Source organism: Leadbetterella byssophila DSM 17132 (genome assembly GCF_000166395.1).
Classification (GTDB): Bacteria; Bacteroidota; Bacteroidia; order Cytophagales; family Spirosomataceae; genus Leadbetterella; species Leadbetterella byssophila.
On the sequence record NC_014655.1, the window covers coordinates 3573314 to 3589917 of the forward strand.

A 16604-nucleotide genomic window follows, 5' to 3' on the forward strand; every position below is an offset into this window, starting at 1 on the left:
TTTCAAATGACGTATTTTTTTAGACTTTTCTTTGTTCTTCTACTTTTATCTGGTTTGACTGCTAATGCACAGAGAATTGGTGTAGGTAGACAATCTACTCCTACAGCACCCACTTCTTTGGTTGATTACAACAACCCTAAAGAATATATCATAGGCGGGATTACCGTGGTAGGAGTTCAGTATTTAGATAAGAATACTTTAATCTCTGTAGCAGGTTTAAATGTTAATGAGAAAATCACCATTCCCGGAGAGAGAATCACTACGGCTATCCGTAGATTGATGGATCAGGGTATCTTGGAAGATGTTTCTATAAATATTACTAGTATAGAAGATAACAAGGTATTTCTTGAACTAGACTTGAGGGAGAGACCCCGATTAAATAAGATTGTTTTGAATGGTATTCGGAACGGTCAAAAAGAAACCATAGAAGAGAAGATCAAAACCTATAAAGGGAAAGTGATCACTGAAGCTATGGTGAAGAACATGCAAAACATTATCAAGAAGCACTATTTAGATAAGGGATTTTTGCATACCAAAGTTCAGGCCCAGCAAATCAACGATACCATTCGTACTAGCACCGCGCAGATCGTATTTAATATTGATAGAGGGAAAAAAGCGAGAATTGATAAGATTGAAATTGAAGGACTTAATGAAGTTCCTAAATGGAGAGCTTTGTCAAAGATGAAGGGTACCAAAGAGAAAGCCCCTTTGCGTATTTTCAATCCTTCTAAGTTTAGAGAGAAGAAATACAAGGAAGATAAAGAGAAGCTGATTGCGTTCCTCAATAAGAACGGATACCGTAACGCTAATATCGATAAGGACTCTGTATACATCAATCCAAATGGGAATGTAGGGATTAAACTGGAGGTAACGGAAGGGCAGAGGTTCTATTACAGAAATATCACATGGGTAGGAAACTATGTACGTAATACAGATACATTGAATCTGATTTTGGGCATAGAAAAAGGAGATGTTTATAATCCTGAAGATCTTCAGAAGAGACTTAATGGTAAACCTACCGGTGGTGACGTGAGTTCCTATTATCAGGATGATGGTTATCTGTATTTTAACGTAGAACCGGTAGAAGTAGCAGTGGTAGGTGACTCTATTGATATAGAACTTAGAATTAGAGAGGGTAAGCAGGCTACCATTTCAAAGATCATTTTGAATGGTAATACTAAGACTAGTGACCACGTAGTGCTTCGTGAGATCCTTACTAAGCCGGGACAGAAATTCAGTAGGTCAGATTTAGTGGAGAGCGTTCAAAGTTTAACCCGTTTGGGATACTTTGATCCTCAGAAAATAGACCCTAAACCTGTTCCTCAGGCTGACGGAACGGTGAATATTGAGTATACGGTAGAAGAGAAATCTTCTGATAATATAGAGTTATCTGGGGGGTATTCTGCCATGCAAGGTATTATCGGTACCTTCGGGGTAGTCTTTAATAACTTCTCTATCCGTAAGATTTTTGACTTTAAAGAATACAAACCTTTACCTAAAGGTGACGGACAGAAGTTTTCCATTCGTTTGCAAGCGAATGGTGGTTTCCAGAACTACTCTCTATCTTTCTCTGAGCCATGGTTAGGAGGTAAGAAACCTAATTCCTTGACCGTGTCGCTTTGGCACTCCGTACAGGATTTAGGAAAGATGTACGATAGATATAGAAGGTATTATGCAAACTCTGCTTATGCTGACTACTATAATACTCTTTATAGCAGTGCTTATTATAACGGTTACTTTAAGAACACCGGTTTGTCTGTGGGCTTTGGTAAACGTTTGAACTGGCCGGATAGGAACTTTAACTTCAGCTCAAGCTTAAGTTATCAGTTCTATGATGTGAAGGATTCCTGGTATCTACGTGGATTCAGCAATGGTGTAGCTCACGACTTGTCTCTTGGATTTAACCTTTCCAGATACAGCTTAGATAATCCACAGTTTACCCGTACAGGTTCTAATGTGTCCTTGAGCGGTACGTTTAACCCTCCTTATTCCGGATTAGGTATAGAGCCTAAGAATAATAGAATGTTTATAGAAGGGCATAAATGGATGTTTGACTTAGACTGGTATACGCCGGTAGTAGGTAAGTTTATTTTCCATGCTAAGGCCAATATGGGCTTCTTAGGAAGATACAATAGCAAGAATGATTATAGCCCATTCGGAAGATTTGTACTAGGTGGTGCAGGTATGGGAATGCAGAACAGTAACAGTATCGGTATTGAACTGATAGGTTTAAGAGGATACGAAGAAGGTATAGTATATGAGCCTACTTATAATGAGGCTGCGGATGTCTTGAATCAGAGTGCATATACGCGTCAAGGTGGTATCATATATAATAAATACGCTGTGGAGCTAAGATATCCTGTGTCACTGAATGCTCAGGCTACTATCTATCTATTGACCTTTGCAGAGGCCGGTAATAGCTGGGGAAGTTATAAGGACTTCAATCCATTCAAGATTCGTAGGTCTGCGGGTGTGGGTGCCAGAGTATTTATGGCAGCCTTCGGTCTATTGGGTATAGATTATGGTTATGCATTTGACCCCATTCCGGGATTACCTAACCAAGGTAAGAAGGCATTTACCTTCAGTATAGGGCAGCAAATACGTTAATCATTTGTTAATCGTTTAAACTATTTAAGATTTCGAACGTCTTAGTAGCAGAAAGATGAAAAAACTAGGGTCTTTAATCATATTGCTGATGTTGGCTCTTCCGGGATTTTCTCAGAAGTTTGGATACATCGATAGTGAATACATCCTGAGTAGAATGCCGGAATATAAAAAGGCAGAGGAGACCATGAATGCTTTGACTGAGCAGTGGACAAAGGAGGTTTCCAAAAAATACGAGGATGTGGCTCAGATGAAGTTGAAGTACCAACAGGAGGAGATTCTCTTAACGCAAGACATGCGGGTGGAGCGACAAAAGGCAATTGAAAAAGCGGAAGAGGACCTAAAGAGTTATAACAATAGTATTTTCGGATTAAATGGGATGTTGTTCCAAAAAAAGAAGGAATTGTTGAAGCCTATTGTGGAGCAGATCTATAAAACGTCCGAAAAAATTGCGAAGAACCATAAACTTAGCTTTATATTTGACAAGGCATCTGATCTGAGCATGTTCTATGCTGATCCGAGACATGACTATACGGATTTCATGTTAGAAGAGTTAGGTCTGGTAAATAAATAGTAAACCAAAGTAAATTAATAGTTTAAAAAATGAGAATCAAATTGTTTGTAACTGCGCTGGCACTTTTGGCAAGCCTAACCGTGAACGCCCAAACTAGCGTAAAAATTGGTTGGACTAATGTTGACCACATTTTGCAGAATCTACCTGATTTCAAAGACATACAGACCAAACTTTCTACAGAACGTGCTCAGTACGAGAAATTGTTTAACGAGAAATTGGCTGAATATCAGAAGTTAGTAGAAGATTATCAAAAGAATGCGGCTACTATGTCTGAAGTTATCCGCAAAGACAAAGAGAAAGTAATTCAAAACAAGCAAAACGAATTGCAGGAATTACAACAAAACTCTGAAGCAGCTTTAACTGCTAAGCAGCAAGAACTTCTAAGTCCTGTAATGGATAAGATCCAAAAAGGAATTGAGGAAGTAGCTAAAGAAAACAACTATACTATAGTACTTAACTCTGATGCAGGTTATGGTACTACTCCGGTGATTTTAGTTGCTCCAGACGCAGACAATATTACTGAGAAAGTATTCAAAAAATTAGGAGTAACCGTTCCGGCAGCTTCTAAATAAGACTTTGGCGCAGACCTTCGGGTCTGCGCTTCTTACCAGACCACTAAATCATCTGCATGGATGATGAGGGTATTTTTCCCTGCAGAATTTGGAATATCCACTGAGGATATCCTGACCTTTCCTACACCAATCGTTTCTCCAGCTTCATTTTGGATCTCTACCAGTTCACCTTTGGTGAATTCTCCTGTGTAGTTTTTAATACCTACGTGTAATAAGCTTTTGCGGGCTTTCAAGGCATCTTCTGCACCTTTGTCTATACTTACCTTGCCTACTGAGATTCCGGAGCTTGCAAGCCATTTATTTCGCGCATTGATCTTAGTAGGGTATGCTCGGAAAGTAGTTCCACTTTCTCCTCTAAAAGCTTTTAGGATACCATCTGTTTCTTTCATTCCAAAGATCACTACTTCAATCCCCATTTTATTTGCCAAATGAGTAAAGGTCAGTTTAGATGCCATGCCCCCTGAACCTAGGGATGTCTTTGAAGGAAGGACGTAGGAAAGAATTTTTTCGTCTATTCGTTCGACTTCTGGAATTATTTGACCGGAAGGGTCCAATAGACCACCGGAGGCAGTACAAAGCATTAGTTTCTTTGCCCCAAATCCGCTGGCTATTAAAGTAGCTAACTCGTCGTTATCAGAGAACTTTAATTCTCTGTTACTTACTACGTCATTTTCATTCGCTATAGGAATGATGTCTGACTTCCATAATTCTTCGTAGGTTTCTTTTAGCTGAAGAAATTGTGGCCTTTGAGAAAAGTGTTGCTTCTCAATTAAACTTTGTGCCACTACAATATTATACTCTGCAAATACCTCCTGATACATTTTTAGTAGCAAGGGGTTCCCTATAGCGGCCGCAGCTTTTTTTTGCGCGATAGTAGCTTCGTAGCGAGGTATAAATGATTTTCCCGCACCTACTGCCCCTGAGGATACTATAACGAGGTAATGCTTTTTATGAAGTTGTGCAATTTGTCTTGCTATTTCTTTTAATATCTGTACATCAGGTTCTCCGTTCCCGAGGGATGCTGTACCAAACTTGATGACAAGTATGTCTTTTTTCATAGTTGTTTGTAGTCTTTTTCCAGTTGTTTTAGGTCGTCCATATATTCCAAATGATAGTCTTCGTGTAAACCTTCAAGGAGAGTATACATCTTAGAAATTTTCTTGAGAGCATTTTCTTTGAATTTAGGTTTTAGTTGGCTATCCCTCAAAGTTGCTCTATATTGTTTAAAGGCTATTAAGGCTGCTTCACAAAGGTATTTCCATAGCTCAAGTTCTGATTGCTTATCTTTTGTAACCTTTGCGAATCGATTTATTTTTCCGGAAAAGGTTCTGAAGTAAGTTAAGATCTGTTTAAGCGTTAATCTACCTGATGTGAAATCTATTTGATCCTGAACTTCTTGTTGCCTAAATTTCAAGTCAGACGGTGTATTTTCCAGCAGCTTGTATTGCAGTTGGTCTGTCAATAACTCATCTTTTGCAATAAGTCTCAGAAGTAATTTGTTCTTTTCCTTAGTAGGCAAAGAAAGTATAGCTTCCTTCAGTTCATCTGATAATTTAGCCATAGATCATTAAGATTCTCCATGCTGCAGAAAGTCCTAATAAAGCTAATGAAAATGGTGTGAGGACTTTCCAGCATAGGTACATTAATTGGTCAACTCGAATACGCGGAAAACTCCATCTAACCCACATTTGGATAAGCATTCCCAGATAGGCTTTTGTGAAGATCCAAAAGGCTCCCCAAAGGTTTCCTGACCATTCTCCGGGAGTTCCGGAAGTCCAATCAGCTAAGCGGATAGGTCCTATATTGGGAAAGATGGTGTTCCATCCTCCAAAGAAAAATATGGCGGCTAAAAAGGACATGAGTAGCATCATTCCGTATTCTGCCAGAAAAAGTATAGCCCAGCGAAATCCGGAGTATTCCGTTTGGAAGCCGGCAATCAATTCGGATTCTGCTTCCGGAAGGTCAAAGGGGGCTCGGTTAGCTTCTGCTAATGCGGCAATAAAAAAGATGATGAAGACGGGGATCAAGATTGGACTTCTAAAGATGTTCCAAGTAAGAAAACCTCCCACCTGAGTGGTATCCCAGCCTAGGGATTTGATTCCTAAGAAGTAATTCGTTTCGCTAGAAAATATTCCCTGCTGAAGGGTCATTTCCTGAAGGTTAAGGGTAGTGCTAATTAAACAAACTGAAAGGATAGATAAGCCCAAGGGAACCTCAAAAGAGATGATTTGGGCCGCTGAACGCATTGCACCTAATAATGAATATTTGTTGTTAGAAGCGTATCCCGCGAGGATCAATCCCAAAATGTCTATGGAGATGAGTCCTAATAATAGAAATACGCCGGTTTGTACATTTACCCCTTGAAGTCCATGGGATATAGGTAAAAAAGCAAAACCGGAAAATACAGCCGCAAATATGATATATGGCGCGGCTTTGAACATTTTCCGGTCGGCAGCAAAAGGAATGGTATCTTCCTTTTGGAATAATTTTATAAGATCAGCGAATAATTGTAGAAGTCCCCACTTACCTACCTCCATTGGGCCTAGTCGGTCCTGAATAAAAGCAGATACCTTACGTTCCAGATAAACGCTAATGATCACATTAGCTCCTATTACAGCCAGGAAAATAAGGAGGGGCAACCACATTAGAATTCGGCATTTTTAGGCGTTCTTGGGAAAGGTATCACGTCTCTGATGTTTGTCATACCTGTAACGAACAACACTAAACGTTCAAACCCTAATCCGAATCCGGAATGTGGGGCAGAACCGAATTTACGAGTTTCTAAGTACCACCAGATGTTTTCAGGATCTATGCCCACTTCTTTTACTCTGGCCATCAGTTTCTCGTAGTTGTCTTCTCTCTGAGATCCGCCTATGATCTCTCCGATTCCAGGGAAAAGAACGTCCATAGCGCGTACTGTAGCTCCAGGGGCGCCATTTAGCTCATCGTCCTGTTTCATGTAAAAGGCTTTGATCTCCTTCGGATAGTTCGTTAGAATGACGGGTTTTTTGAAATGCTTCTCTACTAGATATCTTTCGTGTTCTGATTGTAAGTCAATACCCCAAGCTACCTCGTATTGGAACTGTTTCTTTTGAGCTGGCTTGGATTTTAGTAATATGTCTATCGCTTCTGTATACGTTAATCTTTCGAAGTCATTTTCTACTACAAATTTTAGCTTTTCTATAAGCTTCAACTCTGATCTTTCGTTCTGTGGTTTTTGCTTCTCTTCTTCTAATAGTCGGTTTTCCAAAAACTCCAGATCTTCTTTGCAGTTTTCAAGTGCATAAGAAATGACATATTTCACGAAACTTTCCGCCAGATTCATGTTATCTTCCAGTTCGAAGAATGCCACTTCTGGTTCAATCATCCAGAATTCCGCCAAATGTCGAGAAGTGTTAGAGTTTTCAGCACGGAAGGTAGGTCCAAAGGTGTAAATTCTAGACAAAGCTAGGGCGCCTAATTCTCCTTCTAACTGCCCCGAAACGGTTAATGCTGTTTCTCTACCAAAGAAATCCTGACTGAAGTCAATATTTCCTTCCGGTGTCAAAGGGGCTTTGTTAGGTTCAAAAGTACTTACCCTAAACATCTCACCTGCACCCTCAGCATCAGAAGCGGTGATGATAGGAGTATGTAAATAGAAGAAGCCTTGTTCGTTGTAGAATTTATGAACGGCATAAGCCAGGGCGTGACGAATACGGAATACCGCACCGAATACATTGGTTCTGAAGCGTAAATGGGCTTTCTCTCTCAAGAATTCCAAACTATGCTTCTTAGGCTGTATAGGGTAGGACTCATCAGCCGTACCGTAAACTTCTATGGTTTCAGCTAAAACCTCCATGGTTTGTCCTGCTCCTGCCGAAGCTACTAGTTTACCAGTCACAGCTATTGCTGAACCGGTGGTAGCTAACTTCAGTATATCTTCAGAAATTTTGCCGTTCTCCACTACAGCCTGAATATTTTTCAGGGTTGAGCCGTCATTTATATTGATAAAAACGATATTGGATTGTCCTCTTTTAGTCTTCACCCATCCTTTCACCACGATAGACTGCCCTTCAGGAGTCAGCTTTAAAATTTCTTTGATCTGCATACTACATACTGTTATTTTAGCAAAAATAAAGAATTACATGTAGCTATCCGAGTTTAGGCTAAGGGAATCTTTAGCATTTGTCTCGGCTAACTTTAGAATCTACAATATTTCCTTAATCTTGTCCAGTCTGGTATCCGTGTTTTGGTGTTTTTGGAATTCAATAATCAGCTGATTTATTGTGATTTGATGATTAATGCTTTAAATTTGCGCGCCTTGCCGACATAACAAATAATATTTGACCTTGAATAGACAAACCATAAGACTTGTAATCCTGTTAGGTGTGATCGCCATTTGTGGAATTATTGGAATTCAGATCTATTGGATGAAGAAAGCCTTTGATCTCCACGAGCAGCAATTTAGGCAAAGTGTGATGGTAAGTCTTCGAAACGTAGCTAATACCATTGCGAAGTCTTATAATATGTCTGTCATCGAAAATCCGGTTGAACAGCTTTCTTCAGATTACTTCGTGGTTAATTTACGTGTTCCATTAGAGCCGGGGATTTTGGAACCTTTGTTGATTGAAGAATTCAAGAAGAAGAATCTCAGCACTGACTTTGAATATGGAATATATAATTGTGATACGGACAATATCATTTACGGGGGATATGTAAAGGAGAGTTTTGAACCCTATTATGTAGAAGGGAGTAATGAACTTCCTAAAACAGACAAATTCCTTAATTACTTTGGCGTTAGATTTCCCGGAAAATCAAGCTATATCACAGGTAAATTAGATATTTGGATCATATCCTCCTTGATTACATTGGTATTTACGGTGTTCTTTGGTTATGCCATGTTTGTCATTTTACGGCAGAAGAGGTTAAGTGAAGTTCAAAGGGATTTCATTAATAACATGACCCATGAGTTCCAAACCCCTATTTCTACTATTAAGATAGCTACGGATGTATTGGCTACTGATAAGATCACCTCTCAGCCTGAAAGGTTAAAGAAATATGTAGACATCATCCGTTCTGAGAATAATCGTTTGAAGAATCAGGTAGAGGCGGTTTTGTCCACGGCAAAAATTGGTAAGGGGAACATTCAAATCAATATACAATTACAAGACCTTCATGCGCTTATATGGGAGGTGACAGAGAGTATAAGAGTAGAATTAGGTGAGGATTTCCATTTGAATCTGGATGCCCAAAAGACCAGTATCAAAGCAGACAAAATGCATTTGATGAACATCATCCGAAATCTATTGGATAATGCATGTAAATACTCTGGAGATCATCCTGAAATTACCTTAAAGACCCTAAATGACGATAAATACATCTATGTAGCCGTAGAAGATAAAGGAATAGGAATAGCTAAAGAACATCAAGCGAAGATCTTTGATCGTTTTTATAGAGTACCTACCGGAAATGTACATAATGTAAAGGGCTTTGGCTTAGGATTGAATTATGTCAAAGAAATGGTAAGATTACACAAATGGGAAATAGATGTTAGTTCTGAATTGGGACATGGTACTACCTTTGTGATTAAGATTCCTATAAGTGAATAAGAAAAATGGCCAAAATATTATATGTGGAGGATGATCCCAACCTCGCTTTTGTGGTAAAGGATAGTTTAGAGGAGATTGGCGACTTTGATATTTCGCATTTTAGCGACGGAAAAGAAGCATGGAAGGTATTCAAGAAAGAGAAGTTTGATCTCTGCCTCTTGGATGTCATGTTACCTGAATTGGATGGTTTTTCTTTGGCTGAAAAGATCAGAGAGCAAAATGCTCATATTCCTATCATATTTCTATCTGCAAAAGCCTTACCGGAAGACAGGATTCAAGGTTTGAAGGTGGGAGGGGATGATTATATCACAAAGCCATTTAGTATTGAAGAATTAGAACTGAAGATCAAAGTATTCCTGAAAAGGAATGCCGTATCTTTAAACCCGGTGGTGCAAGATAATATTCCATGTGGGGATTATATTTTTTGCTATTCTCAATTGAGTCTGACCTTTGATGAGGAGGTTCAGAGACTCACACATAGAGAAGCTGAAGTGTTGAAATTCTTTTTGGACAGAAAGAACCAAATTGTTAAGAGAGAAGAGATCTTAGTTGCTATCTGGGGAAGAGATGATTATTTCTTAGGTCGAAGTCTTGACGTTTTTTTAACTCGCATTAGAAAGATGTTAAATAGAGACTCAAAAGTGAAATTAGAGAATATTCATGGGGTCGGATTTAAGTTGATCGTACCTTAATCTTTTTTTAATCTCTGTTAGAAAGCTATTAGAATTTCAAAATAGCTTCGGTTTCCATAGGGCTATGTGCTAATTTCGTATCCAAATCAAAATTAAGCTTATGGAAATCGCACAGATTTTTAAGAACAACGAAGAGTGGATAGGTAAGGTCTTAGAGAATGATCCTACTTATTTTGATAGGCTTGCTGAGGGTCAGGAACCTAAATATTTATATATAGGATGCTCTGATAGCAGGGTGACAGCAGAAACCGTTATGGGCGCTAAGCCAGGTGAGGTATTTGTACATAGGAATATCGCTAATCTCGCTCCAAATAATGACCTGAATGTTCTATCCGTGGTGGTTTATGCCGTAAAACATTTGAAGGTAAAGCACATTATAGTATGCGGTCATTACAATTGTGGCGGTATTAAAGCGGCTATGCAACCAGAAGATTTAGGAATCTTAAATCCTTGGTTAAGAAATATTCGTGATGTGGTGAGGATTCATCAGGCAGAACTGGAAGCAATACCATCTGAAGAAGAGAGATATAAAAGGTTAGTGGAGTTAAATGTGCAGGAACAATGCCTGAACATTGTGAAGATGAAAGAAGTACAGAAGGCTATGCAAGAAAGAGGTCTTCGAGTTCACGGCTGGGTATTTGATCTGCATTCGGGAAGAATAATAGATCAGAAACTTGATATGAAAGAGATCGCTGATCATTTAGGCGATATATATAAGTTGGTGTAAAATAAGGCCCGAATTAATCGGGCCTTATTTATTATTTCAATCGTTCAATACTTCTATGTATGAACTGTGTCAGATCTTTACCGCTTAGCATACCTTGAGATAATAAGGCTAAATCTACCAGTTGTTTAGCTAAATCAGCGCCTTCTTCTGTCACAACCTTTTGAATGATGGGGTGATTTCCGTTGACCACCAAATTATACATTAGAGGCATCATGTTAGCTTGTCCGTTCACTTTTGACATATCCGTATATCTACGCATGAATTCAGTTTGGACAATACTTACAGGTAAATCATCTACCGGTAATGCTTCAATTTGTACTATATTATTTCCAATCAAAGGCTTAAATACTTCTTCTACTTTCTTTTTCTCATCTTCAGAAAGAACAACCTCCGCTTTGATCCCTTTATCTATAATCTTCTCTAAAGGTTCTGAGTCAACACGTTTGAAACGAAGTTTTTCAACTTTCATTTCAAGAGCATTCAGGAAGTGAGCATCTAAAACATCGTCCAGTATCAATACATCGTATTCTCTTTTAAGAGCACCCTCAATGTAAGCATCTTCTTTATTGAGATCATTGCAGTAGAGTGCTATGGCATTTCCATCCTTGTCTACCTGATTGCTCTCTAACTTGGTTTTATATTCGTCTATAGTGAAGTACTCGTTCTTAGTGTTCTTTAATAAAATAAATTCTTTTGCTCTTTCATAGAATTTATCATCAGAGATGATACCATACTTCACAAATAGCCCAATAGACTCCCATTTTTCTTCAAAAGCCTTACGATTATCCCTGAATAGTTCTGCCAGTTTTTCTCCTACTTTTTTGGTAATGTAGGTGTTTATTCTCTTCACGTTACCATCAGCCTGTAAATAACTTCTGGATACGTTCAATGGAATATCAGGTGAGTCAATCACCCCGTGAAGTAATTGTAAGAATTCCGGAACAATATCCTTCACATCATCCGTAATAAAGACTTGCTTGCTGAAGAGCTGAATCTTCTCCCTGTTTAATTGGAAGTCTTGCTTAATCTTAGGGAAATAAAGTACACCGGTAAGATTAAACGGATAGTCTACATTCAAGTGAATCCAGAATAGTGGATCTTCAGAATAAGGATACAGTTCTTTGTAGAAAGCTAAATAATCCTCGTCTTTTAATTCGCTAGGCGCCTTAACCCAAATAGGATTAGGATTATTAATCGTCTTTTCCTTGAATTCTATGGTGGTAGGTAGGAACTTACCGTATTTGCTAAGTATTTGCTCTAATTTAAATTCGTCTAAAAACTCTTCAGAGTCTTCAGCAATATGTAGGATAACATCAGTACCTCTTTCAGCTCTTTCGGCTGCAGAAATCTCGAATTCAGTGCTACCGTCACTGAACCATCTTACGGCCTCAGCTCCTTCCTGGAAGGATTTGGTGATAATTTCAACCTCTTTGGCCACCATAAATGCAGAATAGAATCCTAACCCAAACTGTCCTATGATGGTGGATTTATCTGTAGTTTGCTGATACTTTTCTACGAATTCTTTTGCACCGGAGAAAGCAATCTGATTGATATATTTCTTTACCTCCTCTGCCGTCATCCCAATTCCATTGTCTGAAATGGTGATGGTCTTTTTATCTTTGTCGAAGCTAACTTTAACCTTAAGTTCTCCTAATTCTCCATTAAACTGACCGAGTGAGGATAATTTCTGAAGCTTTTGAGTGGCATCTACTGCATTTGAAACTAATTCCCTAAGAAATATCTCATGGTCAGAATACAAGAATTTCTTGATGATGGGGAAAATGTTTTCCGTATTGATTGAAATAGTACCTTTTTCTGTAGTCATATCTTTATTGATCTTCTTACAGACATTTAATCAAAGGCTGTTCCAATACAGGAAATCGTGACAATTTGTCAGAAAGTCTTATTTTTTCTGCTCAAATCTGTCTTTGGTGTATTCAATTTTTGTCTTCCCATGTGGTGTGGGATTACCTTCCTCATCAAGGGAGACCATGACAATCTTATCTATTTTGATAATGGTTTGGCGTGTCATTTTGTTACGAACTTCACAGGCTAAAGTCAGAGAAGTATGTCCAAAATGTGTAGCTACAATCCCGATTTCAATGATGTCTCCCTGTTTGGCAGAGCTGATAAAGTTGATCTCTGACATGTATTTTGTTACACATCTGGGATTCTCTAGTTGGATGATGGAATAAAGGGCAGCTTCTTCATCAATCCACTCCAAAAGCCTCCCTCCGAAGAGGGAAGCGTTTGGATTCAGATCTTCAGGTTTTACCCATTTTCTGGTGTGAAAATTCATGAGTATATGGCTTTTTTACTGGCTAAAAGCGTATTGTACATCAAGGCTGCCACGGTCATCAAACCTACACCACCCGGTACAGGAGTGATAAATGAGGTTTTAGGAGCAACTTCTTCAAAAGCCACATCTCCCTTTATGGCAAATCCTGATTTTTTGGTCTCATCCTTTACACGGGTTATACCCACGTCAATCACCACTGCTCCTTCCTTCACCATATCAGCTTTGATGAATTCAGGTCTACCTAGGGCTGCCACCAATATATCTGCTTGTTGACAGATCTCTTTTAGGTTAGCCGTTCTACTGTGTGTAAGGGTTACGGTGCAGTTGCCAGGATAGTCGTTCCTAGCCATCAATAAGCTCATAGGTAAACCTACGATTTGGCTTCTTCCTACTACCACACAATGTTTACCTGCAGTTTCTATCTTATATCTTTTGAGTAGTTCCAAAACCCCAAATGGCGTAGCTGATATGTATGCCGGAAGGCCCTTAGCCATTCTACCTACATTGATAGGGTGGAATCCGTCCACATCTTTCTTAGGATCAATGGCTTCAATCACCTTGTCTACATTGATATGGTCAGGAAGGGGTAATTGTACAATAAACCCGTCCACATCTTCATCCTTATTCAAGCTATCAATAATTTCTAAAACCTCTGCTTCTGTAGTTTCTGATCCTCTTCTGATCAAAGAAGATTTAAAGCCTATCTGTTCGCATGATTTGATTTTGCTGGCTACATACGTTTCTGAAGCTCCATTGTCGCCAATAAGTACAGCGGCCAAGTGCGGAATTTTTCCACCGTTTTCTCGGATTTTATCCACTTCTTCTTTAAGCTCCTGCTTTACCTCTGCTGAAATGCGCTTTCCGTCAATAATTGTCATATCGTAGATACTGAATGTTTTCTGTTATAAATCAATAGGTAAATCAAGGCTATGGACACTACTGCAGTAGTAAAAATAAAGGATGCCGGTAAATTCTCCACTCTATTCTGATAAATAAATGTAGGAAGTAAAGCACCTAACCCTATACCTGCTTCTAAGGCGATATACATGGTAGCTACGGCTTTACCCCTGTTTTCTTCCCTGCAAAGGTCAATGGTCCAAGCCTGAGTGATGGGTGATACTATTCCATTACCTATCCCAAAGAGTACCCCAGAGATGGAAAGGAGTATGATTTCGTGGGTGAATGCCAAGCAAAGCAAAGCTAAAATCATGAACAAGGTTCCAATGATCAATACATTGGGCCTACCTTTTCTATCTGACCATCTGCCCGCTATAAATCGAATACCAATGGATGCTAATGTATAGACAAGGAAGTAATAACCTTTGTTCTTTAAGCCGATACTCTGACTTAAATCTGGAATTAAAGTAATCACTGCACCATAAGAAAACAGGCAAAAGAAAACTACTATAACCACAGGAAGCACACTTCCATCAAAAATGTCGTTTCTGTTAATTTTTAATAGTGACCAACTATACTTCTCTTGCCTTTCTTTAGGTAAAGTCTCCTTCATATTGAAGAGAATGGCTATAGAAAGAAAGGAAAGTAAAGAGGAGGCATAAAATAATATATTGATGTCATAGTGTTGGACTATCCATCCGCCGAGAAACGGACCAAAGGCCATTCCCAAACTCCCTATCAAGCCATGAATGCCCATGCTTTCACCTCTTCTGTTAAACGGTACTATGTCTGCAATATAGGCAGAGGTTCCTGTGGGTTTAAAGCCGGTAGAAAAACCGTGGATCAGACGTAAGAATAGAAATGGGAAAACCGTAGTAGTCAAGGGGTATAAGAATCCACATACAAAGCATACCAGGGAGCCAAAAGCCATCACCGGCACACGACCCACCTTGTCCGAAAGTTTTCCACTAAAGGGTCTCGAAATGCCAGCGGTTAGAGTAAATAGGGCTATGATCAGTCCTTTAAATTCTCCTCCACCCATATCCGTCAGGTACTGAGGAAGCTCAGGAATGAGCATATTAAAGCTGGAAAAAAATAAGAATGAGCTGGCACACAAAAGCCAGAATTGTAAGGTAAATACCCGGTTCAATGATTTTCTAATGTAATTTTCGACCTCTTCACTATTCCACCCACAGGAGGATTACACTTGGATACTTCTATAGTCATCTTTCCGGCCTCAGGAAATTCTGCCCTTAATCTGCTTAATACCCTGTGACCTATATTTTCAAGTAGGCGACTAGAAATTCTCATTTCCTCCGCCACAATACCATATATTTTGCCGTAATCTAAAGTGTCTTCCAGATGATCCGTAACTCCGGATTTTTCTAAATCAGCTTCTATATGAAGGTCTATGATATAGCGATTCCCCACTTTTTGTTCTTCATCCCACACCCCATGGTGAGCAAAGAACTCCATCCCCTCTAAGCTGATCTTCCCCATTTATATGCTGTCAAAAAATGATCCGCTTTTTGGCTTTTCCTCCTGTGTTTTGTCTACCATTGCCTTACGAATGGCAGCCTTTACCTTATTGACCTTATCTAACATCTCTTCGGTATTAGAACCGTCCACAGTAGGTGTGCTTGAAGGGGTTTCAGGTAATCGTCCGGCTATCAATCTGGCCTTCAATTCCTCTAATTTATCCCATTGTCCATTCTCTGCCAGTAATGCCTGTTCATTCCATGAACCCGGATCATGCGCCGCATAGATAGGACCGGCAGCAGATAAAATATCTCTAAGTCTATATTCAGGAGTAGTGGCCAAAGTACGGAAATCATATATTCCTGCTCCGTTCAAGATTTCTTTTATCTTAGGACCAATACCTTCAATCACTTCCAAGTTTGTCTTGTCTTCTTTCGTAGTTTCAAGACTGATATCATTCACTGCAGAAGGTAAACTTACACCTGTAGAGAAGTCGTCTTCTATGTTAAGGTCAACAGGCGTAGATTCCTCTACTGGCTCAATCACAGCGGGTATATCTGCGCCATCTAACAATTTGGCGATTTCTACATGATAGCTTTGTAGTTTGGAAAGTAGTTCGTTTTTCTTCCTTTCCAAATGGTTATATCTGGTGTCAAGTTCAGCTATTGCCTTTTCTGAAGTCTTCTGAATATCCAGAGCTTTCGTTTCTGCTTCTAGGATTAACTGCTTTCCGGTATGTTCAGCTTCTTTAACTAACTGTGCAGCTTTAAGTTGTGCTTCTTCAATCGTCTTCGCTGCTTCTAGCTTAGCAGATTCTATGGTTTTAGCTGCTTCTTGTTCTGCTGATTCTATCTTTCTCGTGGCTTCAGCCTGAGCTGTTTCTGCAATTCTTGAACTGGTGTCTTCGGCTGTTCTTAAGGTTTTAATGAGTGTCATTTCCACCTCACGCAATTTAGATGCCTCCTTCTCGGCTATGTCTAATTGCATCTTCAACATCTTTATCTCATTAAACATCTTGTCCCATTCCTGAGCCAGATCACCCAAAAATTGGTTCACCTCATCCACGTTATATCCTCTGAATGATCTCTCAAACTCGTGCTGCTTAATTTCTAAAGAAGTGATTTTCATTTCGATTAAATTTCGGTTATGTAAAGCCGGACTATTGCCACAGT

The 16604-nt window shown here is 39.2% G+C and carries 16 protein-coding genes; 6 read left to right on the top strand and 10 right to left on the bottom strand.

What is annotated here, in order from left to right:
* Positions 1 to 6 precede the first annotated feature (6 nt).
* From bamA to LBYS_RS15870, 3 genes are read left to right on the top strand one after another with little or no spacing between them, the layout of a single operon-like run.
* Complete coding sequence (bamA, locus tag LBYS_RS15860) at positions 7 to 2607, top strand: outer membrane protein assembly factor BamA (RefSeq protein ID WP_041824889.1); 2601 nt, start codon at positions 7 to 9, stop codon at positions 2605 to 2607.
* A 55-nt stretch (positions 2608 to 2662) separates the two neighbouring features.
* Complete coding sequence (locus LBYS_RS15865) at positions 2663 to 3178, top strand: OmpH/Skp family outer membrane protein (RefSeq protein ID WP_013409860.1); 516 nt, start codon at positions 2663 to 2665, stop codon at positions 3176 to 3178.
* Positions 3179 to 3207: 29 nt separating this feature from the next.
* Entirely contained in the window at positions 3208 to 3750 is a 543-nt protein-coding gene (locus LBYS_RS15870) for an OmpH/Skp family outer membrane protein (protein WP_013409861.1), read from the top strand.
* A gap of 32 nt (positions 3751 to 3782) precedes the next feature.
* Here LBYS_RS15870 and proB read toward each other — a convergent pair whose 3' ends face one another.
* From proB to asnS, 4 genes are read right to left on the bottom strand one after another with little or no spacing between them, the layout of a single operon-like run.
* The gene (proB, locus tag LBYS_RS15875; RefSeq protein ID WP_013409862.1) at positions 3783 to 4808 is read right to left on the bottom strand and encodes a glutamate 5-kinase; all 1026 of its coding nucleotides are present in this window, start codon (positions 4806 to 4808) and stop codon (positions 3783 to 3785) included.
* Positions 4805 to 5311, bottom strand: coding sequence for a hypothetical protein (locus tag LBYS_RS18470; RefSeq protein ID WP_013409863.1), 507 nt, complete (start codon positions 5309 to 5311; stop codon positions 4805 to 4807). Before LBYS_RS18470 ends, proB begins: the two co-directional genes overlap by 4 nt.
* Positions 5304 to 6395 carry a complex I subunit 1/NuoH family protein gene (locus tag LBYS_RS15885; RefSeq protein ID WP_013409864.1) on the bottom strand — a complete coding sequence of 364 codons (1092 nt, stop codon included), beginning with the start codon at positions 6393 to 6395 and terminating at the stop codon, positions 5304 to 5306. Before LBYS_RS15885 ends, LBYS_RS18470 begins: the two co-directional genes overlap by 8 nt.
* Positions 6395 to 7837 (bottom strand): asparagine--tRNA ligase, encoded by a 1443-nt coding sequence (gene asnS / locus LBYS_RS15890; protein WP_013409865.1) that lies wholly within the window; start codon positions 7835 to 7837, stop codon positions 6395 to 6397. Before asnS ends, LBYS_RS15885 begins: the two co-directional genes overlap by 1 nt.
* A 235-nt stretch (positions 7838 to 8072) precedes the next feature.
* Between asnS and LBYS_RS15895 the strand changes: the two genes are divergently transcribed.
* The 3 genes from LBYS_RS15895 (at position 8073) to LBYS_RS15905 (ending at position 10757) form a co-directional block, all read left to right on the top strand.
* On the top strand, positions 8073 to 9338 hold the full coding sequence (locus tag LBYS_RS15895; RefSeq protein WP_013409866.1) for a sensor histidine kinase: 1266 nt from the start codon (positions 8073 to 8075) through the stop codon (positions 9336 to 9338).
* 5 nt (positions 9339 to 9343) lie between these two features.
* On the top strand, positions 9344 to 10030 hold the full coding sequence (locus tag LBYS_RS15900) for a response regulator transcription factor (RefSeq protein WP_013409867.1): 687 nt from the start codon (positions 9344 to 9346) through the stop codon (positions 10028 to 10030).
* Between the two features lie 100 nt (positions 10031 to 10130).
* A complete protein-coding gene (locus tag LBYS_RS15905) occupies positions 10131 to 10757 on the top strand; it encodes a carbonic anhydrase (RefSeq protein ID WP_013409868.1) in 627 nt (208 codons plus the stop codon).
* A 31-nt stretch (positions 10758 to 10788) separates the two neighbouring features.
* On the opposite strand, the gene htpG is transcribed toward LBYS_RS15905, so the two are convergent.
* From htpG to LBYS_RS18475, 6 genes are all read right to left on the bottom strand, one after another.
* A complete protein-coding gene (gene htpG, locus LBYS_RS15910; protein WP_013409869.1) occupies positions 10789 to 12582 on the bottom strand; it encodes a molecular chaperone HtpG in 1794 nt (597 codons plus the stop codon).
* A 78-nt stretch (positions 12583 to 12660) separates the two neighbouring features.
* Entirely contained in the window at positions 12661 to 13056 is a 396-nt protein-coding gene (locus LBYS_RS15915; protein ID WP_013409870.1) for an acyl-CoA thioesterase, read from the bottom strand.
* Entirely contained in the window at positions 13053 to 13934 is an 882-nt protein-coding gene (gene folD / locus LBYS_RS15920; RefSeq protein ID WP_013409871.1) for a bifunctional methylenetetrahydrofolate dehydrogenase/methenyltetrahydrofolate cyclohydrolase FolD, read from the bottom strand. Before folD ends, LBYS_RS15915 begins: the two co-directional genes overlap by 4 nt.
* Positions 13931 to 15031, bottom strand: coding sequence for an MFS transporter (locus LBYS_RS15925; RefSeq protein ID WP_222836521.1), 1101 nt, complete (start codon positions 15029 to 15031; stop codon positions 13931 to 13933). Before LBYS_RS15925 ends, folD begins: the two co-directional genes overlap by 4 nt.
* A 68-nt stretch (positions 15032 to 15099) precedes the next feature.
* Positions 15100 to 15453, bottom strand: coding sequence for a dihydroneopterin aldolase (folB, locus tag LBYS_RS15930; protein WP_013409873.1), 354 nt, complete (start codon positions 15451 to 15453; stop codon positions 15100 to 15102).
* Positions 15454 to 16560, bottom strand: a complete 1107-nt coding sequence (locus tag LBYS_RS18475; RefSeq protein WP_013409874.1) for a DivIVA domain-containing protein — start codon at positions 16558 to 16560, stop codon at positions 15454 to 15456.
* Between the last annotated feature and the right edge of the window lie 44 nt (positions 16561 to 16604).